This is a genomic window from Pseudomonas sp. NA-150, assembly GCF_044336365.1.
GTDB lineage: Bacteria > Pseudomonadota > Gammaproteobacteria > Pseudomonadales > Pseudomonadaceae > Aquipseudomonas.
In genome coordinates this window covers 2978216-3000759 of sequence record NZ_CP172305.1, presented here as the reverse complement: position 1 = coordinate 3000759, position 22544 = coordinate 2978216, and the positions used below count along the sequence as shown (strand labels likewise).

The 22544-nt window shown below is 60.7% G+C and carries 19 protein-coding genes; 5 read left to right on the top strand and 14 right to left on the bottom strand.

Features of this window, described 5'->3' with window-relative positions:
* Positions 1 to 57: 57 nt before the first annotated feature.
* From ACF0H7_RS14300 to ACF0H7_RS14280, 5 genes are all read right to left on the bottom strand, one after another.
* Positions 58 to 828 (bottom strand): CHAD domain-containing protein, encoded by a 771-nt coding sequence (locus tag ACF0H7_RS14300; RefSeq protein WP_397453388.1) that lies wholly within the window; start codon positions 826 to 828, stop codon positions 58 to 60.
* A 2-nt stretch (positions 829 to 830) separates the two neighbouring features.
* Positions 831 to 2825 (bottom strand): DUF3488 and DUF4129 domain-containing transglutaminase family protein, encoded by a 1995-nt coding sequence (locus ACF0H7_RS14295; RefSeq protein WP_397453387.1) that lies wholly within the window; start codon positions 2823 to 2825, stop codon positions 831 to 833.
* The gene (locus ACF0H7_RS14290) at positions 2822 to 3778 is read right to left on the bottom strand and encodes a DUF58 domain-containing protein (RefSeq protein ID WP_397453386.1); all 957 of its coding nucleotides are present in this window, start codon (positions 3776 to 3778) and stop codon (positions 2822 to 2824) included. Before ACF0H7_RS14290 ends, ACF0H7_RS14295 begins: the two co-directional genes overlap by 4 nt.
* On the bottom strand, positions 3775 to 4692 hold the full coding sequence (locus ACF0H7_RS14285) for an AAA family ATPase (protein WP_397453385.1): 918 nt from the start codon (positions 4690 to 4692) through the stop codon (positions 3775 to 3777). The genes ACF0H7_RS14290 and ACF0H7_RS14285 overlap by 4 nt, the downstream gene beginning before the upstream one ends.
* Before the next feature lie 178 nt (positions 4693 to 4870).
* Positions 4871 to 5149: a hypothetical protein gene (locus ACF0H7_RS14280; RefSeq protein WP_397453384.1), complete on the bottom strand. Its 279-nt coding sequence runs from the start codon at positions 5147 to 5149 to the stop codon at positions 4871 to 4873.
* 152 nt (positions 5150 to 5301) lie between these two features.
* Between ACF0H7_RS14280 and ACF0H7_RS14275 the strand changes: the two genes are divergently transcribed.
* Positions 5302 to 6366 (top strand): patatin-like phospholipase family protein, encoded by a 1065-nt coding sequence (locus ACF0H7_RS14275; protein WP_397453383.1) that lies wholly within the window; start codon positions 5302 to 5304, stop codon positions 6364 to 6366.
* 113 nt (positions 6367 to 6479) lie between these two features.
* Here the strand turns inward: ACF0H7_RS14275 and ACF0H7_RS14270 are convergent, their stop codons facing one another.
* Genes ACF0H7_RS14270 through kdpF form a run of 6 tightly spaced genes read right to left on the bottom strand, consistent with a single transcriptional unit; the run spans position 6480 to position 14395 of the window.
* Positions 6480 to 7169 carry a response regulator gene (locus ACF0H7_RS14270; RefSeq protein ID WP_397453382.1) on the bottom strand — a complete coding sequence of 230 codons (690 nt, stop codon included), beginning with the start codon at positions 7167 to 7169 and terminating at the stop codon, positions 6480 to 6482.
* Positions 7170 to 7218: 49 nt separating this feature from the next.
* A complete protein-coding gene (locus ACF0H7_RS14265; RefSeq protein WP_397453381.1) occupies positions 7219 to 9876 on the bottom strand; it encodes a DUF4118 domain-containing protein in 2658 nt (885 codons plus the stop codon).
* A 15-nt stretch (positions 9877 to 9891) separates the two neighbouring features.
* Entirely contained in the window at positions 9892 to 10452 is a 561-nt protein-coding gene (kdpC, locus tag ACF0H7_RS14260) for a potassium-transporting ATPase subunit KdpC (protein ID WP_397453380.1), read from the bottom strand.
* Positions 10453 to 10510: 58 nt separating this feature from the next.
* Positions 10511 to 12586 carry a potassium-transporting ATPase subunit KdpB gene (kdpB, locus tag ACF0H7_RS14255; RefSeq protein WP_397453894.1) on the bottom strand — a complete coding sequence of 692 codons (2076 nt, stop codon included), beginning with the start codon at positions 12584 to 12586 and terminating at the stop codon, positions 10511 to 10513.
* A 16-nt stretch (positions 12587 to 12602) separates the two neighbouring features.
* On the bottom strand, positions 12603 to 14297 hold the full coding sequence (gene kdpA / locus ACF0H7_RS14250; RefSeq protein ID WP_397453379.1) for a potassium-transporting ATPase subunit KdpA: 1695 nt from the start codon (positions 14295 to 14297) through the stop codon (positions 12603 to 12605).
* A gap of 8 nt (positions 14298 to 14305) precedes the next feature.
* Positions 14306 to 14395, bottom strand: coding sequence for a K(+)-transporting ATPase subunit F (gene kdpF, locus ACF0H7_RS14245; RefSeq protein ID WP_397453378.1), 90 nt, complete (start codon positions 14393 to 14395; stop codon positions 14306 to 14308).
* 265 nt (positions 14396 to 14660) lie between these two features.
* On the opposite strand from kdpF, the gene ACF0H7_RS14240 reads away from it, so the two are divergent.
* Together ACF0H7_RS14240 and ACF0H7_RS14235 are read left to right on the top strand one after the other, a co-directional pair.
* The gene (locus ACF0H7_RS14240; protein ID WP_397449066.1) at positions 14661 to 15920 is read left to right on the top strand and encodes an IS256 family transposase; all 1260 of its coding nucleotides are present in this window, start codon (positions 14661 to 14663) and stop codon (positions 15918 to 15920) included.
* Positions 15921 to 16196: 276 nt separating this feature from the next.
* On the top strand, positions 16197 to 17633 hold the full coding sequence (locus ACF0H7_RS14235; RefSeq protein WP_397453377.1) for an MATE family efflux transporter: 1437 nt from the start codon (positions 16197 to 16199) through the stop codon (positions 17631 to 17633).
* Here ACF0H7_RS14235 and ACF0H7_RS14230 read toward each other — a convergent pair.
* The 3 genes from ACF0H7_RS14230 to ACF0H7_RS14220 all read right to left on the bottom strand — a co-directional run bounded on the left by ACF0H7_RS14230 (position 17630) and on the right by ACF0H7_RS14220 (position 20080).
* A complete protein-coding gene (locus tag ACF0H7_RS14230; RefSeq protein WP_397453376.1) occupies positions 17630 to 18058 on the bottom strand; it encodes a molybdopterin-binding protein in 429 nt (142 codons plus the stop codon). The two genes, ACF0H7_RS14235 and ACF0H7_RS14230, sit on opposite strands and share 4 nt — an antisense overlap.
* A 110-nt stretch (positions 18059 to 18168) precedes the next feature.
* Positions 18169 to 18831 carry a M24 family metallopeptidase gene (locus tag ACF0H7_RS14225; RefSeq protein WP_397453893.1) on the bottom strand — a complete coding sequence of 221 codons (663 nt, stop codon included), beginning with the start codon at positions 18829 to 18831 and terminating at the stop codon, positions 18169 to 18171.
* A 121-nt stretch (positions 18832 to 18952) separates the two neighbouring features.
* A complete protein-coding gene (locus ACF0H7_RS14220; protein WP_397453375.1) occupies positions 18953 to 20080 on the bottom strand; it encodes a Gfo/Idh/MocA family protein in 1128 nt (375 codons plus the stop codon).
* A 181-nt stretch (positions 20081 to 20261) separates the two neighbouring features.
* Between ACF0H7_RS14220 and ACF0H7_RS14215 the strand changes: the two genes are divergently transcribed.
* Positions 20262 to 21044, top strand: a complete 783-nt coding sequence (locus tag ACF0H7_RS14215) for an alpha/beta hydrolase (protein ID WP_397453374.1) — start codon at positions 20262 to 20264, stop codon at positions 21042 to 21044.
* Positions 21045 to 21177: 133 nt separating this feature from the next.
* Positions 21178 to 22488 (top strand): DUF1254 domain-containing protein, encoded by a 1311-nt coding sequence (locus ACF0H7_RS14210; RefSeq protein ID WP_397453373.1) that lies wholly within the window; start codon positions 21178 to 21180, stop codon positions 22486 to 22488.
* Positions 22489 to 22544 lie beyond the last annotated feature (56 nt).

Sequence of the window (22544 nt, the reverse complement as noted above, 5' to 3'; positions counted from 1 at the left end):
CCAGCACTGCCTCGGGACGCAGAGTCCATTTCCGCCAATTGATGGCCTAAATGCACTTTAATGAGTGAAACAGGTTTTCGCCAACCGCTCTAGCGCCTGATCGGCCTCCAGCTCAGCCCTGACAATACCTTGCTCCCAACGGGGCTTGCACGGTGCCAGATCCGGCTGTTCTTGCGCCTGCACCAGCCATTGCAAATGGTCATGCCAATCGCCCAGCGCACCCTGGGCGGCCTTCAGGCTTACCTGCGCCTTCTTGCCGGCGTGATGGCTGAATTCCGGGTACGCCTCGTCGGCGTAGCGCACGCGCTTGATCAGCAGGCGCAGACGATGGCGGTCATGAGCCGGGTCGTTGATCCCGTGATCGAGTTTTTTCCACTGTTTTTCCAGGCGTTTGTCGATGCGTTTATGCAGATCGTGCAACAGCCCCTGATGTTGCGAAGCCCGTAGAAAACGCGGGAACGCCTCCAGCACACTGAACAAACGCGCCAATTCGTCGGAGCCGGCAACGTCTCGGTAATCGTTGCCCAGTGTCACACCGCGGCGCTGGGCAGCGTCGGTCATGCCCAACTTTTTCAGATACGCCGCCAACACTTCGCGGTCGCGCAAGGGTGTGGTCAAGTCGCCGATGTCTTTGGCCGCCAGCTCCAGTTGTTGCGTCCCCGGCACATCGTGCAAGGGCCGCAACAAGCTGCGCAGGCGCCGGACCGCGATCCGCAAATCGTGCAGCGCCTCGTTGTCGGTGTTCGCCACCAGCCGCGCCTGGCAGGCCATCAGCCGCACCTCCAGGGCCAGCAGTTGCGCGATAAGATGATCAACCAGTCCCGACATCCTCATTTCTCCTCTAATACCCTGATGGTTGAAAACCGCCACGGCAGACTTCGGCGCAGGCGTTTCAGATGACGGCGCAATGGCGCCAATGAATGACCACGTCCAGCATAGCGCTGTGCCTCGAACTCGGCAGCGAAAGCGTCGATCAACCTTGCCTGCGCCGGTAATTGCTGGGCCGCGCGCCGACAGAAGTCTTGCGCGCCCTCGGCTTCCTTACGCAGAAGACCCTGTCGTGCCAGCAGACGCTCGAACGCCTTGAACACGCGCAATTGCGGATCGCTTTCGCGCTGCCAAGGCTTCAACAGCCACAGCGCCAACAAGCCCATCACCCCTAATCCGCCGCCGACTAATACCAGGCCGTCGAAGCCGGCAAACCAGCGGCTCAGCACCTGCACCTGTTGTTGCCCCTGATAGCCCAGTACCCAGCGCTGCCAGCCGTAATTGAGGTTATCCCAACTCAAGCGCAGGCCATTGAGCCAGGGCAAGTTTCGATAACGCAGGGCTGAAAAAGACGCATCGCCGAGAAAATCCTCATCGGCCGCCAGCGCTTGTTCAAGCCCTTGCTCGACGCGTTGCGGTGCGACCGCCGCTGTCGGGTCGACGCTGCGCCAGCCCACACCCGGGCGCCAGTATTCAACCCAGGCATGGGCATCGAACTGGCGCACGCTCAGGTAATGCCCTTGCGGGTTCAGTTCGCCGCCTTGATACCCCGCCACCACGCGTGCCGGGATGCCGGCAGCACGCAGGACGAAGGTCATGGCGCCAGCGTAATGGGCACAGAAACCACTACGGCTGTTAAACAGGAAATCATCGATGCTGTCCGCGCCCAGCTTTGGCGGCTTCAGGGTGTAGCGGTACGGTTCGTTGGTGAACTGCGCCAACATCGCATCGACCAGCGCCTCGACACGGGGATAGCGACGGTTCAACTCCACCGCCCACTGCCGCGCCTGGGGATTGCCATGAGGGGGCAGTTGCAGGTCCTGGTATTTTTCGCTGTCGCTGATCTGCACCCCGCGAACGGCTTGCGGCCAGGAACTGACGTTGTAGAGCAAGGTTTGATCCACTGGCCGTCGGCGTTGCAGGCGGAAGTCAGCCATCTGCCGCACATCCACCAGGCTGGTTTCGCTGATGTCCAGGGTTGGCAGCCAGGGGCGCCCGCTGGGCTCCATGACAATGCTGTAGCTCTGCACCGGCCCGTGCTTTTGCCATTGCGGTGTCTGCGTGAGAATCCCGCGCCCCGATTGCGACCAGCGACGACCGTCGAACTGCTCCAGGGTCAGGGCACGCCAGTACAACTGATTATGGGCGGGCATCTCGCCGTCAAAACTGGCACGAAACACCAGCGCCGCCGAGCGACTCAGCTCGATCATGTCGCCCGGCGCCATGTTATCGGACAGGCCGGTAATACCTTTGTTGTTCGGCTGCGGCAACGACCACAACGGTTCCAGCCGAGGGAAGAACAGAAACAGCAACAGCATCAAGGGCAGCGCCTGGGCCAGCAGCTTGAGCGCCAGGCGCAGGGTGTCCCAGGGTTTGCTGGCCAGTGCCGTCTGCTGCAAGCCAATCATCGCCGCCAGCAACGCGCTCACCGGTAACAGGGTAAACACTGCCCATGGCAGGGTGTCCTGGAACAGGTAACCGACCACCACGCAGAAGAAACCGAGAAAAATCAGCACCAACGCATCGCGACGACTGCGCATTTCCAGCACTTTGAGGATCGAGGCGGCAATCAACAGCGCCGCGCCAGCGTCCAGGCCGACCAGGCTGCCTCGGGAGAAGTACACACCGACGATACTGCCGACAAACAAGGTGGTCTTGGTCACGGAGCCGGGGTGTTGCGCGCGCATGCGCAGGATCTGCACCCGCCATGCCGTGCAAGCCAGCCATAAGCCCAACATCCAGATCGGCAAATGCTCGAGGTAGGGCACCATCACCATGCTTTGCGCCACCAGCAACCAGATCAGGCTGCTGCGAGGAATGGGCGAACTCAGGTTCATGAATGGCTGCCAAACAGGGCCAAGGCCTGCAGACAGGCTTCACGATGCTGGTCGCCGGTGCCGGACGCCTGGAGAAAGCCCGGCAGGCGCAGGGCGAAGGGTTGTTGCCGCTGGGACAAGGCCAGCACCCAGTAACACAGACGCGACAGGCGCTCTTCGATGTCGCCGCCCAACGCCATGAAGTCCAGGCACAAGTCGTGGCCGCTGACATCGGTGAAATCCTTGATCAGCAGCCCCTGCCCTCGGGAATAGGCTTTCCAGTGCAGGCGACGGCGCGAGTCTCCCGGCTGGTAAGCCTTGAGCCCCTGATAATCATCAACGCCCGCGCCCTGAGTCGCTTGCCCCGGGTCTTCGGCGTGGGGTTGCGCGCCCTTGAGCAGCGGCATGGCGCCGGGAATCGGCCGAGGGTAGATCAACACCGTCTGTTGCAGGTCCAGCCAACTCCAGGCGCGAAAGATACTCAGCGGAAACGCGCTTTCCACCCGCAGCCTGGGCGCGCGCAGCCAGCCACGGGTCAAGGCCGGCAGCCCCAGTTCGGCGTCCACCCGACCGGCGTCCGGCACATCGAACGCCTGCAACTCAGTGACTTCCCAGCCCAGCGCAATCGCCTGATGTTCACGATCGATGCTTTCCAGGCGCAGGCGCAGTACAACGGGTTCGCCGACGAACACCGAGCGGGCGGTGCCGGCACTCAACACCAGCCCGCTGAGGTTGCGGTAGGTGTGCAGAATCGTCAGCAGCGACAGCGACAACAGCAGGAAGGTCAGACCGTAGGCCAGGCTGTTCTGGTAGTTGATGGCCACCAGCAGCATCAGGAACAGCACCAGCGCAAAGGTGCCCCCCGTGCGAGTAGGCATGATGAAAATGCGCCGGTGATTCAGTTGAACCCGTGACGACGGCGGAATTCGCCGCGCCAGCCAGCGCTGCCAAAACGGTTTGAGCTGTTCGATCAAAGCACCGGCACCTCACGCAGTAGCCATTGCACCAACACCCCGCCTCCCTGCCCTGTGGGATCGGAGCGCTCGCGCAAGCGATGACCGATCACCGACGGCAATACCGCCTGAACATCTTCCGGGATGACGTAATCGCGACCGATGAGCAGCGCCCAGGCCCGTGCAGCCGCCAGAATCGCCAGGCTGGCCCGTGGTGACAGGCCCCAGGCGAACTGCGCTTGGCTGCGGGTGGCGTCCACCAGCCGCAATACATAGTCGATCAATGCCTCACTGGCCCGTATCTGACGCGCCTCCGTTTGCAGAGCAGCCAGTTCAGTATGGTTGAGGATTGCGTGGATGCGCGGCAGTAATTCCCGCCGTGGCGGGCCCTGGAGCAAGGCTTTTTCCGCGGCCTTGGCCGGATAACCCAGTGACAGGCGCATCAGGAAACGGTCCAGTTGCGATTCCGGCAGCGCAAAGGTGCCCCCTTGGCTGAACGGGTTTTGTGTGGCGATCACAAAAAACGGATCCGGCAACGGCCGCGTCGCGCCTTCGATGGTGACCTGGCCCTCCTCCATGGCCTCGAGCAAGGCGCTCTGGCTCTTTGGCGTGGCGCGGTTGATCTCGTCGGCCAGCACCAGTTCGGCGAAAATCGGCCCTGGGTGAAAGGTGAACTGCCCGGTGTCCCGGTCGAACACCGATGTCCCGAGAATATCGCCGGGCAACAGGTCTGAGGTGAACTGAATCCGTTGGAAGCTCAAACCGAGGACTTTGGCCAGGGTATGGCTGAGGGTGGTCTTGCCCATCCCCGGTAAATCTTCGATCAATAAATGGCCGCCCGCCAGCAGGCAGGTCATGGCCAAACGTACCTGAGCCTCCTTGCCCAATACCACTTCATTGACCGAATTGAGACACGCGTCGAGTTTTCTGCCCATGAAAAGGCTGCTCCAGACCACTGCATCAAGCCCCTACAGAGACCGTAAAATGGCATTCGCCACGTAGGCCTCCACTGTACGGTCTACAGCGGGCGTTTAACCAGACGTCAACATGCACAAAAGCCACCGAGCACAGAGGGTACTCGATGGCTTTGATTAAAGCCTTGGCGATGACAGATCAGCGACCGGCGCGTGACTCTTTGATGTAGAAGCGAGCCTTCTCGGCTTTCTCGGTACAGCCCTGATACGCCTCGAACTGCTGCTGGGTCTTGGCACCGGTCAACAACGACAGCGCCTTGGAGTAGCTGACGGTCCCGGCGAAGCCCTCGGCCTTGGCCAGATCCAGCTCGTGCCAGGCGGCATCGATTTCACTGCCGCAACTTTCGCGGTACGCGGTTTTACCGGCACAACCTGCTAAAACCAACGCAATCAACGGCAGACAGATCCAGGCTTTCATCGGTGTTCCCTCAAGAAGTAATTCAACAGTGCGAGCTTTGACGATGCGGTGATAGAAAAGTGCCGCAGGCCAATGATTAACAAGGGTAACCCAGTTCCAGCGCGCCCGCTTCGCGCGTATGGTGAGAAGCATGCCAACCGGGGAATGCACAGATGAACAAGCGAGTAGCGTTGGTCTTGGGCTCGGGGGGCGCACGGGGTTATGCGCACATCGGGGTGATCGAGGAGCTGGAACGGCGTGGCTATGACATCGCCTGTATCGCCGGCTGTTCCATGGGCGCGGTGGTCGGCGGGATTTACGCTGCCGGCAAATTGCGCGAATACCGCGAGTGGATCGAGAGCCTGGATTACCTGGACGTGCTGCGCCTGGTGGACGTCAGCTTCCGCCTCGGGGCGATACGCGGCGAGAAGGTCTTTGGCAAGATTCGCGAGATCGTTGGCGAAATCAACATTGAAAACCTGCGCATTCCCTACACCGCCGTGGCCACCGACCTGACCAACCAACAGGAAATCTGGTTCCAGGAAGGCTGCCTGCACCAGGCCATGCGCGCTTCAGCGGCGATTCCGACCCTGTTTACCCCGGTGATGCAAGGCAATCGCATGCTGGTCGATGGCGGCCTGCTGAACCCACTGCCAATCGTGCCGGTGGTGTCCAGCCACTGTGACCTGATCATCGCGGTCAACCTCAACTCGACCAACCAGAAGCACTACCAATTGCCGGTGATCGAGCGTCCGCCAGCGGTGAAGAAACGTTTCGACAACCTGATCAACTCCCTCGGCTCGCACCTGCCGTTCCGGCGCAAGATCGAGCCGAGCAGCGAACTGGAATTATTGCGGCTGGAACAAGACAGCCTCAAGTCGAGCATCGCGCCCATTGCCAACCCCTGGTTGGAGAGCACCAGCGACCCGCAGGCCCAACAACCCGCCGCCGCCCCGGAAGCCAGCGCGGAAGCGGCACCGAAATCCGCCAGTGGTTCGATCATCGTCGACAACGTCGGTCCGGCATCCCTGCTGGACCTGATCAACCAGGCCTTCGAAACCATGCAGACCTCGTTGGCGCAATACAAAATCGCCGGGTATCCGCCGGATGTACTGATCAACGTGCCCAAGCGCGTGTGCCGCTTCTTCGAGTTCTACAAAGCGCCGGAATTGATCGCCCTGGGACGAGAGATTGCCCGGGATACGCTGGATCGGTATGAGCAGGACAAGAATCGCTGAGAAGTACTCTGCCGTTGTAGGAGCGGGCTTGCCCGCGATGGCGATTGGTTTGCGATACCGCGTCGTCTGCATCGCGGGCAAGCCCGCTCCTACAAGGAAGTGTGTTTATCCTGTCAGCTCGACAGCAACCGATACCCCACCCCCGCCTCGGTCACGATGAACTGCGGATTGGTCGGGTCATCCAGCAACTTCTGCCGCAGGTGCCCCACCACAATCCGCAGGTAGTGGCTGTCGTCGGTGTGGGTCGGGCCCCAGATGTCCTTGAGTAACTGCTGCTGGGTAATCACCCGACCCGGATGCCGCGCCAGTTGTGCCAGCACCGCGTACTCCTTGCGGGTCAGGCTGACTTCTTCACCATCGAGTAGCACTCGCCGGTAGGCCAGGTCCACTGTCAGCGGGCCGAACACCAGCGCCGCTTCCTGTTGCTCACCAGTCGGCGCCTGGCGCAACAACGCGCGAATCCGCGCCAGAAACTCCTGAATGCCGAACGGTTTGGTCACGTAATCGTTGGCGCCATTGTCCAGCGCCAGCACTTTCTGCCCCTCGTTGGCGCGCACCGACAACACCAGCACCGGGACTTTCGACCACTCGCGAAATTCGCGCAGCACGTCCTGGCCGTCCATGTCCGGCAGGCCGAGGTCGAGTACCAACAGGTCAGGCTGGTTGAGTGCCGCCTGACTCAAGCCTTCAGTGCCGGTGCCGGCTTCCAGCACCTTGTACCCTTGGGAGGACAGGCTGATGCGCAGAAACTTGCGAATCTGCGGTTCGTCATCGATGACCAGGATGGTCGCGGTCTGACTCATGATAGTCCTGCCATTACCCAATAAAACCGCAGACTACCGCAAAGTGCCATCAGCGGGTGCTCTCCATTTCCGCTTCAGGTTGCGCCTGCAAAGGTAAATGCAGGGTGATGCACGTACCCTGACCGTCGATGCCCTCTGCGACGCTGATACGCCCACCATGGGCGCCGACCATGCCGAGGCAGATCGCCAGCCCCAGCCCAGTGCCTTGCCCGCCCCGGTCACCGCGTGCGGCGGTGTAGAACATGTCGAAAATCTTCGCCCGTTCAGCTTCTGGAATGCCCGGTCCTTCATCGCTCACGGAAAAATACAGTTCGCTGTCGTTCGCCCCCGCCTCGACTTGCAAACGGCCGTGGGCCGGCGAGAAGCGCGCGGCGTTTTCCAACACATTGACCAGTGCCTGTTCGATCAGCGCGGCATGCACATAGAGCAACGGCAGCTCGGCCGGCACTTGGGCGCTGACCTGCAACGGTGCCAGCACCGCGCGCAATCGATTCAACGCACTGCCAACGATATCGCCCGGCGACACCCAGTCTCGCGCCAGCTTCAAGGCACCATGGCCGAGGCGAGTCATGTCCAACAGGTTCTGAATATAACGATCCAGACGCTCGGCCTCGTCACGGGTGCCTTCAAGCAACTCCTGACGATCCTCCCGTGGAATCGCTTCGCCCAACGCCAACAGGCTGTCGATGCTGCCGCGCATGGAGGTCAGCGGTGTGCGCAAGTCATGGGACACCGAGGCCAGCAACGCGCTGCGCAGTTGCTCGGTTTCTCCATGCAAGCGCGCGGCCTCCAGTTCTTCGGTCAATTGCGCCCTGGCCAGGGCTTGCGCCAGCGGTTGGCTGAGGGCGGTCAGTAAACGCCGACGCTGATCGGTGAACGGCTGACCTTCGCGCGGACTGACGCCCAGCAAGGCCAATGGACCTTCGTCCACCGACAGCGGCCACCACCACCAATGACCGAGCGGCAAGGTGCCGGTGCCTTTGCCAGCGGCCTGATCATGCTGCCAGGCCCAATCCGCCGCCGCACGTTCGGCTTCGGACAATTGCACCAGACCACCGGCCTCGACTTTCCAGCCACCCTGGCCGTCACGATTCAGCAGGCACATTTGCAATTCTTTCCAGCCATTGAGGTGTTGCTCGGCCGCATTGAACACCGCCTGACGATCAGTGGCGGCAGTGAGCTTGCGTGACAAGTCGAGCAGCTCGCTGGTTTCTTCCTGGGTATCGCGCAACGCCTGCAGCTGTTGGCGCTGGCGGGCTGCGAGGTTACCGGTGAGGGCCGCCATCAGCAGGAAGAACAACAGGGTCAGCACGTCCTCTTCACGCTGAATGCTAAACGAGAAGGTCGGCGGAATGAACAGGAAGTCATACGCCAGAAACGACAGCGCCGCACAGGCCAGCGACGGACCAAGGCTGCTGCGCACCGCCACCAGCAATACGGCGGCGAGGAACACCAGCGAGATATTCGGCAGCGCCAACACGCTGGAGACCGCCGACGCCAGCACACTGGCGCAAATGGTCGCTACCAACGCCAACCCGTAATCGAACCAGACCACCGCCCGTGTCGAGCGCAGTCGTGGCTGGTCATGCCGGGCTTCACTGTCGAGGACGTTGATTTCCAGGCCGTGGGCGTCGCGCAGCAAACGCGCCGCCAGACCGCCACCCAATAGCCGCCGGCGCAAACGCGTCCGCGATTGTCCCACCAGCACCAGGCTGGCGCGACGCTCGGCGGCATGTTGAATCAGGGTTTTTGCCACTTCACCGGCGCGCAGCAGCACCACTTCGCCGCCCAGGCGCTCCGCCAGTTGCTGCGCGTTTTGCAAGTGCATCCGCGCTTGTTCATCGACGGCCCGGCCGTTGTCGACATGCACCAGACTCCACGGCAGATGCCGCCGCTGAGCGACTCGACTGGCGTGTCGCACCAGACGTTCGGCCTGTGCATCACCATCGATGCCGACCAACAAACGCCCGCGCACCGCCGGCGCCGATTGCCCCAACTGCCGATAACCCTGGGCCAGATCGTTGTCCACCTGCGCCGCAGCGGTTTGCATCGCCAGCTCGCGCAGCGCGGTGAGGTTGGTCTGGCTGAAGAATGCATCGATCGCCGCCCGCGCCTGTTCCGGCACGTAAACCTTGCCTTCGCGCAGACGCTCGAGCAGTTCACGCGGCGGCAGGTCGATCAGCACCAGTTCGTAGGCTTCCTGCAACACCCAGTCCGGCAGCGTCTCGCGAACCTGCACCCCGGTAATCCCGCGCACCTGATCGTTGAGGCTTTCCAGGTGCTGCACGTTGACCGTGGTGTAGACGTTGATCCCGGCCGCCAGCAGTTCCTGAATGTCCTGCCAGCGTTTGGTATGGCGACTGCCCGGCGCATTGCTGTGCGCCAGTTCGTCGACCAGCACCAGTTTCGGCGCCAGCTTGAGCAAACCGTCGAGGTCCATTTCTTCGAGCGTCACGCCACGATATTCCGAGCGCAGCAACGGCTGTTGTACCAGGCCACTGAGTAGGGCTTCGGTTTCGGCGCGGCCGTGGGTCTCCACGACCCCGGCCACCACCTGCGAACCCTGGCGCAACAGAGCGTGGGCGGCCTGCAACATCGCGTAGGTCTTGCCCACCCCCGGCGCCGCACCGAGGAACACCTTGAGCCGACCCCGGCCGTCCGGCGGCAGATTGGCCAACAGTGCATCGGCACGGGCTGCGTTACTCATGGTCTTTCTCTCACATCAAAGTTGCGCAGAAGGTAACTCATTCAACGATTGATTCAAGATCAAAACGTTCACCACCGGTGGACCAATCAATGGCCGATAGGTATTGGCATCCACCAGACGCTGCACGGTATCAACCGGCAGATGCCGCGTGGCCGCGACGCGTGCCACTTGGTAGGTCGCCGCTTCCGGCGGCAGGTGCGGGTCGAGACCGCTGCCCGAGGTGGTCAGCATGGCCAGTGGCACTGGACCCTGACCCGCGACCACTTCCTTGGCGACATCCGCCGTGATACGTGCCGCCAAGGCCGGGTTGCTGGGCGACAGGTTGCTGGCGCTGCTGGACACCGTGGCAAACGCGCCAGCGGAAGGACGCGAATGGAACCAACCGTCACCGGTGAAACTCTGGGCGATCAGGGACGAACCGCGCACCTTGCCGGTGCTGTCATACACCAGGCTGCCGTTGGCCTGGGCCGGAAACGCCACCTGCGCAACCCCGGTTACCACCAGCGGATAGGCCACACCGGTAATCACGCTCATCAATACAAGAAGGCTCAAGGCCGGACGCAATACACTGGACATCATCGAATCCTCAATCAGTGAGAACGTCGCGCCCTGTCGAGCGCGACGAAAAGTACCCTTAAACCAGGTGCAGCGCAGTCAACAGCATATCGATCAGCTTGATGCCCACGAACGGCACCAGAATCCCGCCCAGGCCATAGATCAGCAGGTTGCGACGCAGCAAGTCCATCGCACTCGCCGCCTGCACACGTACGCCACGTAATGCCAGGGGAATCAGCACCACGATGATCAAGGCGTTGAACACAATGGCCGAGAGGATCGCGCTCTGCGGACTGGCCAGGTGCATGATGTTGAGCACCCCCAGTTGCGGGTAGATCGAGGCGAACAGCGCCGGCAGAATCGCGAAGTACTTGGCCACGTCGTTGGCGATGGAGAAGGTGGTCAAGGCGCCACGGGTCACCAGCAACTCTTTACCGATCTGCACCACATCCAGCAGTTTGGTCGGGTCGCTGTCGAGGTCGACCATGTTCGCCGCTTCACGCGCCGCCTGAGTACCATCGTTCATCGCCATACCGACGTCGGCCTGAGCCAGTGCCGGGGCATCGTTGGCGCCGTCACCACACATTGCTACCAGACGACCGTCGTTCTGCTCCAGACGAATCCGCTCCAGTTTCTTCTCCGGGGTGGCTTCGGCCAGTACGTCATCGACGCCCGCTTCAGCGGCAATCGCAGCGGCGGTCAGCGGGTTGTCGCCGGTGACCATCACGGTACGAATCCCCAGCTTGCGCAGTTCGGCAAAGCGTTCGCGGATACCCGGTTTGACCACGTCCTTGAGGTGGATCGCACCGAGCAGCTTGCCGTCAGCACAGACCAGCAATGGCGTACCGCCGGTTTTGGCGATCTTGTCGATCTCACGGGCCAAGGCCGGCATCAGATCCGAGCGCTTCATGTCGACGAAGGCCAGCACCGAATCCACCGCGCCTTTACGGAACACACGCCCCTGGTAATCAACCCCCGACAGGCGAGTTTCCGCACTGAACGGCACCGCTGTCAGCGACGACGGTGTAGGTTCGTTGATCGGGTGCAGTTCACGCAGATACTCGACAATCGACTTGCCTTCCGCCGTATCGTCGGCCAGCGAGGCCAGCAACGCGCCCTCGCCCAGCTCTTTGGTGCTGACGCCAGGTGCGGTATACACCGCGGTGCAGCGACGGTTACCGAAGGTGATGGTGCCGGTCTTGTCCAGCAGCAACACATGCACGTCACCGGCTGCTTCTACCGCACGACCGGATTTGGCGATCACATTCAGCCGCACCAGACGGTCCATGCCGGCAATACCGATCGCTGACAACAAGCCGCCGATGGTGGTCGGAATCAAGGTCACCAGCAGCGCCACCAGGAACACCAGCGGCAGGCTGCCACCCGAGAAGTGGGCGAACGGTTGCAGCGTCACCACCACCAACAGGAAGATCAGGGTCAGGCCGATCAGCAGGATGTCCAGCGCGATTTCGTTGGGGGTTTTCTGCCGTTTGGCACCTTCCACCAGCGCGATCATGCGGTCCAGAGTCGACTCACCGGGGTTGACGGTGATACGCACCAACAGCCAGTCGGACACCAATCGGGTGTTGCCGGTCACCGCAGAACGGTCGCCGCCTGACTCCCGAATCACCGGCGCAGACTCACCGGTAATCGCCGCTTCGTTGACTGCCGCGATGCCTTCGATGACCTCGCCGTCACCCGGGATCATCTCCCCGGCTTCGACGCGCACCACATCACCTTTGCGCAGGTCGCTGGCGCTGACAGTGCGGAAGGTACCGCCCTGGTCACGACGCTTGGCTTTGAGGCCTTCGCTGCCGGCCTTGAGGCTGTCTGCGCGAGCCTTGCCGCGACCTTCAGCCAAGGCTTCGGCGAAGTTGGCGAACAGCACGGTGAACCACAACCAGACCGCAATCTGAATCGCCACCGATGTCGACACGGCCGGATCCGGGAACAGACACAACACGCTGGTGAGGATCGCAGTCATTTCAACCACCAGCATCACCGGCGAGCGTTGCAACTGACGCGGGTCAAGCTTGACGAACGCCTGCACCAGCGCCGGGCGCCAGAGGGCCGAGATCGCCACACTTTTTGAAGCAGGAGCAGCGGACTCGACGGCTGCCTGTTCTTTCGCACGTTTTGAGACAGGAATTGGCATATTCATGATCTGATCCTCAGAAGCCCATGCTCAAGTGTTCGGCAACCGGCCCTAGAGCCAGAGTCGGCAGGAAGTTCAACCCAGCCACCAGCAAGATGGTTGCCGCCAGCAGCGTTACGAACAACCGGCCATGGGTCGGGAAGCTGTTCAGGCCTTGGGGAGCGGTCTTTTTCATCGCCAGGCTACCGGCCAGTGCCAGCACTGGAATGATGTAGCCGAAGCGACCGAGGAACATCGACAGGCTGAGCATCAGGTTGTGGAACGTGGTGTTCGCACTGAAACCGCCGAATGCCGAACCGTTGTTCGCGGTGGCCGAGGTGTAGGTGTAAAGCAATTGACTGAAACCATGCGCGCCGGGGTTGCTGATCGCGCCCGCCGGACCTGGCAGACTGGCCGCCAAAGCACCGAACACCAGCACACCGATCGGCATCACCAGCAGTGTCGCAACCAGCAGCTTGACCTCGTAAGCCTGGATTTTCTTGCCCAGGTATTCCGGTGTTCGACCGATCATCAAGCCAGCGAGGAACACCGCGATCAACACGTTGAGCAACATGCCGTACAGACCCGCACCCACCCCGCCGAAGATCACTTCACCGACCATCATGTTGGCCATCGCCACCATGCCGGTCAGCGGGTTAAGGCTGTCGTGCATGGCGTTTACCGAACCGTTGGAAGCGGCAGTGGTGGCCGAGGCCCACAGCACGGTGGCCGTGGTGCCGAAGCGCACTTCCTTGCCTTCCGAAGGTGCAGTCTGCTCGACCGACGCAATGTTCAGGGTCGGGTTAGGCTGATACTCGGCCCACAGCGCTGTCGCGCCGCCGATCAGGAACAGCGCCATCATGCAGGCCAGAATCGCCCGGCTCTGACGCATGTCCTTAACGTAGTGGCCGAAGGTGAAAATCAACGCTACCGGGATCAAGATGATCGACACCAGCTCGACCAGGTTGCTCCAGGCGGTCGGGTTCTCGAACGGATGCGCCGAGTTGACCCCGAAGAAGCCACCACCGTTGGTACCCAGTTGCTTGATCGCGATCTGGCTGGCCGCTGGACCCAGTGGCAGGCTTTGATCGGTGCCTTGCAAGGTCACCGCGTCCATGTAATGGGCGAAGGTTTGCGGCACGCCCTGCCAGACCAGGAACAACGCCAGCACCAGGCACATCGGCAACAGGCCGTAGAGCGTGGCGCGGGTCATGTCGGTCCAGAAGTTGCCGAGGTTCTGCGTCGAGCGACGGCTGATGCCACGGCAAAACGCGATCAGCACCGCGATACCGGTGGCGGCACTGACGAAGTTCTGCACGGTCAGGCCGACCATCTGGCTCAAGTAGCTGAGCGAGGCTTCACCGCTGTAACTCTGCCAGTTGGTGTTGGTGATGAAACTCATGGCGGTGTTGAACGCCAGCGTCCACTCCATCCCCGGCATGTTCTGCGGGTTGAGTGGCAGCGCACCCTGGAACACCAGGATCGCGAACAACAGGACAAAGCCTGCGGCGTTGAACGCCAGCAAGGCCAATGCGTAGGTTTTCCAGTTTTGCTCAACCAGCGGATCGACCCCGGAGAGGCGATAGCAGATACGCTCGACTGGCCCGAGTACCGGGGTCAAAAAGGTTCGCTCACCCTCCATGACCCGGTAATAAAAACGTCCCAGCATCGGCGCGGGCAACAGCACCAGCGCGAAGAAAGCCAGGATCAATAGATAGTCATAACTGTGCATGGCTGCTCCTAGTGCTGATCGGCGCGTAACAACGCCACCAGTAAGTAAATGAACAGCCCTGCTGCCAACAGCAGTGACACCCCGTCCAGAACGCTCATGGAAATCTCTCCGTCTTACGGCAACTGCCGCGTGTGGTTAATTGTCGGGACGGACGGTGTAAAGGAGCGAGATCGACAGGGTTGGCTGAGCATAAAGAAAGCGTAAAGAGTGGTGTAAAGCGCGGGTTTACAGGCGGGCTTCAGGCCCGTGGCGATGGGTTATCGAGGCGGTATAGATTCCTTGTGGAGCTGCCGCAGGCTGTGATCAATAGGAGACTGTCAGAAATTTTGTGTTCGGGCATAACATGTCACCAGAGGTGCATTTATGCCGACCAAAAAGAAGTCCGCCAGTGCAACACCGAGGGAATTGCCCTCGATACCCAAAGAGCTGATTGATCAGTTCGTCCAAGGCCCGATGAGCGCCGCAGCCATTCAGGACGCCTCTATGGCGTTCAAAAAGGCGCTGATCGAGCGTGCGCTAGGCGCCGAACTGGGTCACCACCTTGGCTATCCTCAGGGCGCGGAGCGCCCTGAGGATTCAACCAACCAGCGCAATGGTAAAAGCGGTAAAACGGTACTGACCGATGACGGGCCACTTCGCCTGGATATCCCCAGAGACCGCGATGGCAGCTTCGCGCCGATCCTCATTCCCAAGCATGAGCGCCGATTTACAGGCTTTGATGACAAGATCATTGCCATGTACGCCCGAGGGATGACGGTGCGTGAGATACGCGCTTTCCTGTCCGAGCAGTATGGAACCGATGTGTCGCATGACTTCATCAGTTCAGTGACCGATGCTGTGCTGGAAGAGGTTGGCGCTTGGCAGCAACGCCCTTTAGAGCCTATGTACCCAGTCATCTTTTTTGATGCGCTGCGGGTCAAAATTCGCGACGAAGGCTTGGTGCGTAACAAGGCGGTGTACTTGGCACTGGGCGTGTTACCCGATGGCACACGAGATATTTTGGGCATCTGGATCGAAAGCACCGAGGGTGCCAAGTTCTGGATGAAGGTGTTCAACGACCTGAAGACTCGTGGTGTTGAAGATGTGCTGATCGCCGTCACAGACGGCCTTAAAGGGATACCAGAGGCCCTAGGGGCGGTGTTTCCTGCTACCACACTGCAAACCTGCATCGTGCATCTGATCCGCAACAGCCTGGACTATGCGGCTTGGGATAAACGTCGAGCACTGGCCAAGGCGCTCAAGCCGATTTATCAAGCCATTAACGCCGATATCGCTGAGCAGGAACTGAACGCCTTTGAGGCGGGGCCTTGGGGCAAGCAGTATCCGACTGTAGTTGCTGCTTGGCGTAGAGCCTGGGATCGAGTCATCCCGTTTTTTGTCTTCCCGGCAGGCATCCGAAAGGTGGTCTACACAACCAACGCCATCGAAAGCATCAACGCTCAGCTACGAAAGATCATCAAGACCCGAGGGCACTTCCCCACTGACGATGCAGCGACGAAGCTGATATGGCTGGGATTACGCAACATCACCGCTAACTGGGGTAACGCAGCGCATGATTGGAAGGTGGCGATGAATCAATTTGCGATTCTCTATGGAGATCGATTTACCAGGCCGAGCTGGTAAAACAAAGGCCTGCCTGACGGCAGGCCACAACCAGCCCGAACACAAAAAATCTGACACTCCCATCAATAGCCATCGCGAAGGTTGTTCCGACCTTATCGCAGCCTGCGGCAGCTCCTACAAAATCAGGGCCAACCGTAGATTCTGGTCCAGCCACAAATCCAACGTGTTGGCGAATGACTTGACGCGGTGGTACTGACAGGAACAAAGACGGCTTGCGCAGAGCCCATCAGCGGCACATGCTCTCAAACACTTTCGCCCGCCCGTTCGAGGCCTCGCATGACCCACCCGGTACACGCCGCCAACCCAGACATGGCGGCCTCTGCGGATGCCTCGCTGAAAAACGAAACCTTGCCCGCCACTAACGCCGGAACCCTCAGCCACTTGCTGCACGGTCCGATCCTGCCGACGCTGATCCGCCTGGCAATGCCCACCGTGGCGGTGTTGCTGATGACCACGGTATTGAGTATCGCCGAGACCTGGTTCGTCAGTTCACAAGGGATCAACGCCATTGCTGCAGCATCGCTGGTGGTGCCGATCATGATGCTGATGACCATGGTCTCCAACGGCGGTATTGGCGGCGGCGTGTCATCGTCGATTGCCCGGGCGCGGGGTGCCGGGCGCCATGAGGATGCGCAAAGCCTGGTCTGGCACGCGATGGTCATCGCGCTGGTGGGCGGCACGATCTTTATGCTGGCCGCCTGGCTTGCCGGACGCTGGATCTACAGCACCATGGGCGGCAGTGGTGAATCGCTGGAACAGGCGATCGTCTATTCCAATATCCTGTTCGCTGGCGCCATTCCGTTCTGGATTTTGATGCTGATGCAATCGGCGCTGCGCGGGGCCGGCAACGTCAAGGTGCCCGCCTTGATCATGGCGGGAGGCGTGGTGGTCGGCTTGATTATCTCGCCGGCGTTGATTACCGGTTGGCTTGGTTTGCCGCACATGGGCGTTGCCGGTGCCGGGGTAGCGCAGGTGATCTGCAGCCTGGGGTCGTTGGCAGTGGTGCTGGGTTACATGCGATCAGCGCGCAGTAACCTGCGGTTGGAACGGCACCCGCTGCGTCGCGATCACTTTGCTGCGATCCTCGGCATCGGTCTGATTTCCACGGTCAACGCGATCATGGCCACGCTGTCGGTCACTGCCCTGACCGCCGCGGCCGGTGCGTTTGGTGTCGCGGCAATCGCGGGCTACGGCATCGCCTCGCGTCTGGACATGCTGCTGATTCCAGTGATGTTCGGCTTCGGCACCGCTGCCCTGACCCTGGTCGGCACCAATCTCGGCGCGGGTAATGTCGCGCGGGCGCGACGCGCAGCACTGGTCAACGCGCTGTTTGTGGCGGCCATTGTCGAAGCGCTGGGAATAGTAGTGGCAATCGTGCCGAACCTGTGGGTCGGGCTGTTCAGCGACAGCCCCGAGGTGCTGGCAGTCGCCGGGCATTATCTGCGGGTGGTCGCGCCGTTCTACGGCTTCATGGCGATCAACGCCGAACTGTATTTCGCCGGGCAAGGCGCGCGCAAAATTGGCTGGCCGTTGACCGCCGGCGCCATCCGTTTCGGCTTTGCGGTGATGGCCGGCAGCTCAGTGGTGATCGCCCACGGCAGCCTGGAACATGCATTCCTGCTGGTGGCCGCGGGCGCCATCATGTCTGGCTCGATCAGCCTGTTTGGCTTCTGGCGCGTTCGCTGGGACAGCGTCACGCCGGGTAAGGCTTAAGCTGGCACGCCCAGGATAATGTGCGAAGCCTTGATCACCGCCGTGGCGCTGACACCTGGTTTGAGCCCCAACTCAGCCACCGCGTCGCGGGTCACGATGGAATACACCTCGGTGCCGCCGTCCAACTGGATCACCACCTCGGCATTCACCGCGCCATCGGAGACCTTGACCACCTTGCCTTCCAGGCAGTTGCGCGCTGACAGGCGGAAGCCGCTGGAATCCGTCATCAGCATCACCCACGGCGCCTTGACCAGTGCCACGGCCTCTTTACCCACCGCGATACCGAGGCTCTTGATGCTGGCCATGGTCACCACGGCGACCAATTGATTACCGCCCGGCAAGGTCAATACCACCTCGGCATTGACCGCGCCGTCGAGGACCTGGCTGACCGTGCCTTTGAACACGTTGCGTGCGCTGACTTTCATGATTCCGTTCTCCGCAGATAAAAATTGTATACAGTAGCAATCAGTCTTGGTTAAACCGCTGTATCAAATCAACCATAGCGTTGTTATCAACGATCGCCAGCGGCGCAGCGCTACACCAGTAAGTCTTCGAAAAACGAACCAAAGCCACGCGTCGGGTGGGCGATCTGGATTTCCAGAATCCACAGTCCGGCGTTAGGTGTCGCCTCGAAATCGCCCAGATTGCCGCCGCGATAAATCGCGTGGGGAAAGTCGCAGACCCGATGGCCCTTGATGTTCAGGTTCAACACCCAGCCCATTTCGGCGGCTTGCGCTTCGGCGTAGGCGTACAGTGCCTGGCCGTCGACCTGCTGGCTTTTCCAGTGATGCTCGACGCGCGTGAACAAGGTCCGCGCGGCTTGGGCACAGGCGATCATTTCCGCGTCGTTGCCGGTGGTGAAGGTGTCGCCGGCATCGCCTTCGTGGCCCTGCCAGACGGCGCCCATGTCGACGAAAAAGATGTCGTTGTCGCCGAGGACCGGATCGCCTTCGGATTTCTCCTTGAAAGTTTTCAAGGTATTGGCGCCGAAGCGAATCAGCAGCGGATGCCAGATCCGCTGCGTGTCCAGATCAGCCAGAATCTGTTTGCCCAAGGCCTGCGCTTCAGACTCGCGCATGCCCGGCTTGATCTGTTGCCCCATCAGCTCGATCGCCCGCCAAGTCATGGCCTGGGCGAACTTCATGGCACCGATATCGTAGATGTCTCCAACAGCTTCTTTAGCGTTTACGGCAGTCATCAGTTGCCCCCCCTTTTTGAACGTCGAAAACAGCAACAAACCGAGAATGGCCAACGCTAGCGTATTTTCCATACGGCGAACACCTTAATTCGGTTTGCTACCGTCCACCGGGGTCGATGGCTCAATCCAGGGTAACGAACTGCCCGTCCTGGGTGGACTTCATCGCGGCATCGATCAGTTTGTGCATGCGCACGGCATCGTCAAACGTCGGCGCCGTGTGGCTGCCTTCGGCGACATCGTTGGCATAAGCGACGTACAGTTCAGCCAGTTCCAGTACCGCGGAAGGCAGCTCAGCGGCGGGCACCCGGTCATAAGAGGCCGGCACATCCAGCACATCCAGCGGCTGGTTGTCACCGTGCGCACCTTTGATCACGTAGTTATCGCCAATATCGCCGAACGCCGAGTTATTGCTGATGCGCAAATCGCCGCCATGACCGGTAATGTCGATCTGCACCCCTGAACCGTTGGGTTTGCCGCCTTCGATGTGCACCGACAACACCGCGCCGTCGGCCAGAGTGCCAATCAGCGCCAATTGATCGGGTGCCGTGGTGTCGAACACCTCACCGGTTTCCTTGATCGTGACTTTGTCGAACTGATTCAGCGCCAGACCGGCGACCTGCGTCGGCCAGCCCGTTGCGGCGAACAGCATGTCGAGGAAATGTCCGGCGTAGATCGCAATCACACTGGAGAAGTTCTCCGCCGGCACCGTCCAGCGCAATGAGTTCGGCCGCAGCGCCTGGAAGTAATTCATGCTGACGTGAATCCGCACGGAACGCAGTTTGCCGACATACCCTTGTCGGATCAGGTCAGCGACGAAACGATTGTGCGGTGCTAGACGCCGTTGCAGGCCGACAATGTGTTTCACCCCCGCCGCGTGTGCCAACTGCACCAGTTCTTCGGAAACTGCCGTGCTGGTGGTCAGCGGCCATTCGCAGTAGACGTTTTTCTTCGCTGCAATTGCCGCGCGCACGGCCGCTTCGTGTTGCGGCGCGGTGGTCAACACGATCACCAGGTCGACTTCCGGGTGTTCGACCAGTTCGCTCACCGAGTTCACCACATGGGTGAAGCCATATTTTTCGGCCGCGGCCACCGCGCTGTCATGGCGCTGGCTATAAATGGCGGTGAGTTGATAGTGCGGCAACAGGCTCAAGACCCGGACATGGCCGTGCAGTGCCCAATTGCCAATGCCGACCAGGCCGACACGAATCGGCGCACTGCCGGGACGCGGTGTAGCGACAGAAGTGTTCATTACGTGACCTCGGTGATTCATGACAGAGAATGAAACCGAGTCTAGGGCGTCGTCGATTAGAGAAAAACACGCTGCAAGTCCAAACACTGCGGACGTAAAAGACTTGAATCGACCCCAACGCCCCCTCCACGCTCGACTACCCTGAACACATTCACTGTCGCCCTAAGGATGGCCGACGCCCATGTCCATCATCTTTCGCTTGCTGCGTCTGCTGATTATCCTGCTGGTACTGGCCGTGGTGCTGTATGGCGCAGCCTGCGTGTTGCTGCTGGTGTTCCAGCGATCGCTGATTTACTTCCCGCAGCCACGCACCATGGGCGGCGCCTCCACCGTGATCGAATTGACGCAGCCCGATGCCATGATCATGGTGTCGGTACGCCCCCACGTCGGACCCAATGCGCTGATCTACTTTGGTGGCAACGGCGAGGACGTCTCGCTCAATCTGGTGCCGTTTTCCCAGGCATTTCCCGATCAAGCGCTGTATTTTCTGCACTACCGCAGTTTTGGCGGCAGCAGTGGGTTGCCTTCCGAGGAGGCCATTGAACGCGATGCCCAGGCGCTGTACGACAAGGTCAGCGAAGACCATTCGCACATCACCCTGATCGGCCGCAGCCTGGGTTCCAGCGTCGCCCTGCACCTGGCCAGTGAACGGACCGCCAGCTCACTGATTCTGATCACGCCCTACAACAGCCTGCTGGAGTTGGCTGAGGACCATCTGCCATACCTCCCGGTGAAATGGCTGTTGCGTGACACCTTCGAGTCCTGGCGCTATGCCCCGGCGATCACCCTACCGACCTTGCTGATCGCCGCGCAGAACGACGAACTCATTCCCCGCCGCAGCACCGACGCGCTGTTGAGCCACTTCAAACCAGGCGTAGCCTCGCTGAAGGTGATTGCCGGCAAGGACCACAACACACTCTCCGATAGCCCGGAGTACCTGAAATTGATTGGGAGTGGGTTGTAGCGGGTGCTTGGTCATTCTGCGGCGGTTGACAGTCAGCGCGCGTTGATCAAGGTCAGTTATCCGACAGGCAACACGCGCGCCCTGCCCTTGGCGTCTACGATTCTCCGAACGCTCCCCTGACGAGACAACGGATATGTTCAAGGCGCTGATTCTGTCGGCGCTGTTGGTTCCTCTAACGATGGTGAGTCAGGCGTCCACCCCGTCATCCAGCAGCGTTACCCCTGCCGAGGCCCGGGCTATTGCCAAAGAAGCGTACCTCTACGGCGCGCCGATGATCGACACGTACAAGACCCTGTACGCCTTTTCCCTCGATCCCGACAATCCGCAGTACAAAGCCCCTCCCAATACCCTGGTGAACGTCGCTCAGGTGTTCACTGCCGCCGACACCCCGCTCGTGACGCCCAACCTGGACCTACTTAACAGCTTCGCCAGCCTCGATTTGCGCGCCGAACCCGTGGTGATCAGCGTTCCGGCCATGTACAAAAATCGTTATTTCGCCTTCCAGTTGGTTGACCTGTACGGGGTGAACTTCAGCTACATCGGCACCCGCGCCACCAGTAATGCCGGCGGCGACTTCCTGATCGCCAGCCCGACCTGGACCGGCGCGGCGCCCAAAGGCATCACTACAGTCATTCGTGCCGACACCGAACTGGTCAATCTGATCGGACGCACCCAGTTGTTCAACCCTACGGACCTGGACAACGTCAAACAGATCCAGGCCAGCTACAAGGTGCAGCCGCTTTCGGCCTTTCTCGCAAAAGCGGCGCCAGGTAGCGCGGCCGCCGTGGACTGGATCAAACCCTTGCCGGCCAAAGAGCAGCGCACATCGCTTGGATTTTTCAACGAGCTGGCGTTTCTGTTGCAGTTCGCTCCGACGTCACCGTCGGAAGTCGAGTTACGCGAGCGCTTCACCAAGATCGGCATCTTTGCCGGGATGAGCTTCGACAGCGACACCCTGCCGGCCAAGACCCGTGATGCGCTTAAGCAAGGCATGCTCGACGGTCAACAGGCCATCGACGCCCGCCGCACTTCCCTCGGCGCCGACTCGCGAGACGAAGCGCTGTATCCGACGTATGAAAAAGACGCGTCTGGCCAGGCATTGAATGGCAGCAACCATCGTTACACCCTGACCTTTGCCAAGGACCAATTGCCACCGGTCAATGCCTTCTGGTCGGTGGCCGTTTACAACCTGCCCCATCAATGGCTGGTTAAAAACCCTCTCGATCGTTACCTGATCAACTCACTGATGTTGCCCGAGTTGAAGACCAACGCGGATGGCAGCCTGACCCTGTACCTGCAGAGCACCCCGCCCGCCCCGGAAAAGGAAACCAATTGGCTGCCCATTCCCAAAGGTCCCTTCATGGCAATCCTGCGCTACTACTGGCCCAAGCCGGAACTGCTGGACGGGAGTTGGACATCGCCGAAAATCCAGCGCGTGAAATAGGCTTTCATCCGGGCTGAAGGGGCTAAGCTCCTCAGGTAGCTTGCCATCCGACCTCA

What these genes read in the sequence shown, in the direction of transcription:
- ACF0H7_RS14300 (WP_397453388.1), bottom strand. Translation starts at nt 828, where the DNA reads ATGTCGGGACTGGTTGATCATCTTATCGCGCAACTGCTGGCCCTGGAG.
- ACF0H7_RS14295 (WP_397453387.1), bottom strand. Translation starts at nt 2,825, where the DNA reads ATGAACCTGAGTTCGCCCATTCCTCGCAGCAGCCTGATCTGGTTGCTG.
- ACF0H7_RS14285 (WP_397453385.1), bottom strand. Translation starts at nt 4,692, where the DNA reads ATGGGCAGAAAACTCGACGCGTGTCTCAATTCGGTCAATGAAGTGGTA.
- ACF0H7_RS14280 (WP_397453384.1), bottom strand. Translation starts at nt 5,149, where the DNA reads ATGAAAGCCTGGATCTGTCTGCCGTTGATTGCGTTGGTTTTAGCAGGT.
- ACF0H7_RS14275 (WP_397453383.1), top strand. Translation starts at nt 5,302, where the DNA reads ATGAACAAGCGAGTAGCGTTGGTCTTGGGCTCGGGGGGCGCACGGGGT.
- ACF0H7_RS14270 (WP_397453382.1), bottom strand. Translation starts at nt 7,169, where the DNA reads ATGAGTCAGACCGCGACCATCCTGGTCATCGATGACGAACCGCAGATT.
- ACF0H7_RS14265 (WP_397453381.1), bottom strand. Translation starts at nt 9,876, where the DNA reads ATGAGTAACGCAGCCCGTGCCGATGCACTGTTGGCCAATCTGCCGCCG.
- kdpC (WP_397453380.1), bottom strand. Translation starts at nt 10,452, where the DNA reads ATGTCCAGTGTATTGCGTCCGGCCTTGAGCCTTCTTGTATTGATGAGC.
- kdpB (WP_397453894.1), bottom strand. Translation starts at nt 12,586, where the DNA reads ATGCCAATTCCTGTCTCAAAACGTGCGAAAGAACAGGCAGCCGTCGAG.
- kdpA (WP_397453379.1), bottom strand. Translation starts at nt 14,297, where the DNA reads ATGCACAGTTATGACTATCTATTGATCCTGGCTTTCTTCGCGCTGGTG.
- kdpF (WP_397453378.1), bottom strand. Translation starts at nt 14,395, where the DNA reads ATGAGCGTTCTGGACGGGGTGTCACTGCTGTTGGCAGCAGGGCTGTTC.
- ACF0H7_RS14240 (WP_397449066.1), top strand. Translation starts at nt 14,661, where the DNA reads ATGCCGACCAAAAAGAAGTCCGCCAGTGCAACACCGAGGGAATTGCCC.
- ACF0H7_RS14235 (WP_397453377.1), top strand. Translation starts at nt 16,197, where the DNA reads ATGACCCACCCGGTACACGCCGCCAACCCAGACATGGCGGCCTCTGCG.
- ACF0H7_RS14230 (WP_397453376.1), bottom strand. Translation starts at nt 18,058, where the DNA reads ATGAAAGTCAGCGCACGCAACGTGTTCAAAGGCACGGTCAGCCAGGTC.
- ACF0H7_RS14225 (WP_397453893.1), bottom strand. Translation starts at nt 18,831, where the DNA reads ATGACTGCCGTAAACGCTAAAGAAGCTGTTGGAGACATCTACGATATC.
- ACF0H7_RS14220 (WP_397453375.1), bottom strand. Translation starts at nt 20,080, where the DNA reads ATGAACACTTCTGTCGCTACACCGCGTCCCGGCAGTGCGCCGATTCGT.
- ACF0H7_RS14215 (WP_397453374.1), top strand. Translation starts at nt 20,262, where the DNA reads ATGTCCATCATCTTTCGCTTGCTGCGTCTGCTGATTATCCTGCTGGTA.
- ACF0H7_RS14210 (WP_397453373.1), top strand. Translation starts at nt 21,178, where the DNA reads ATGTTCAAGGCGCTGATTCTGTCGGCGCTGTTGGTTCCTCTAACGATG.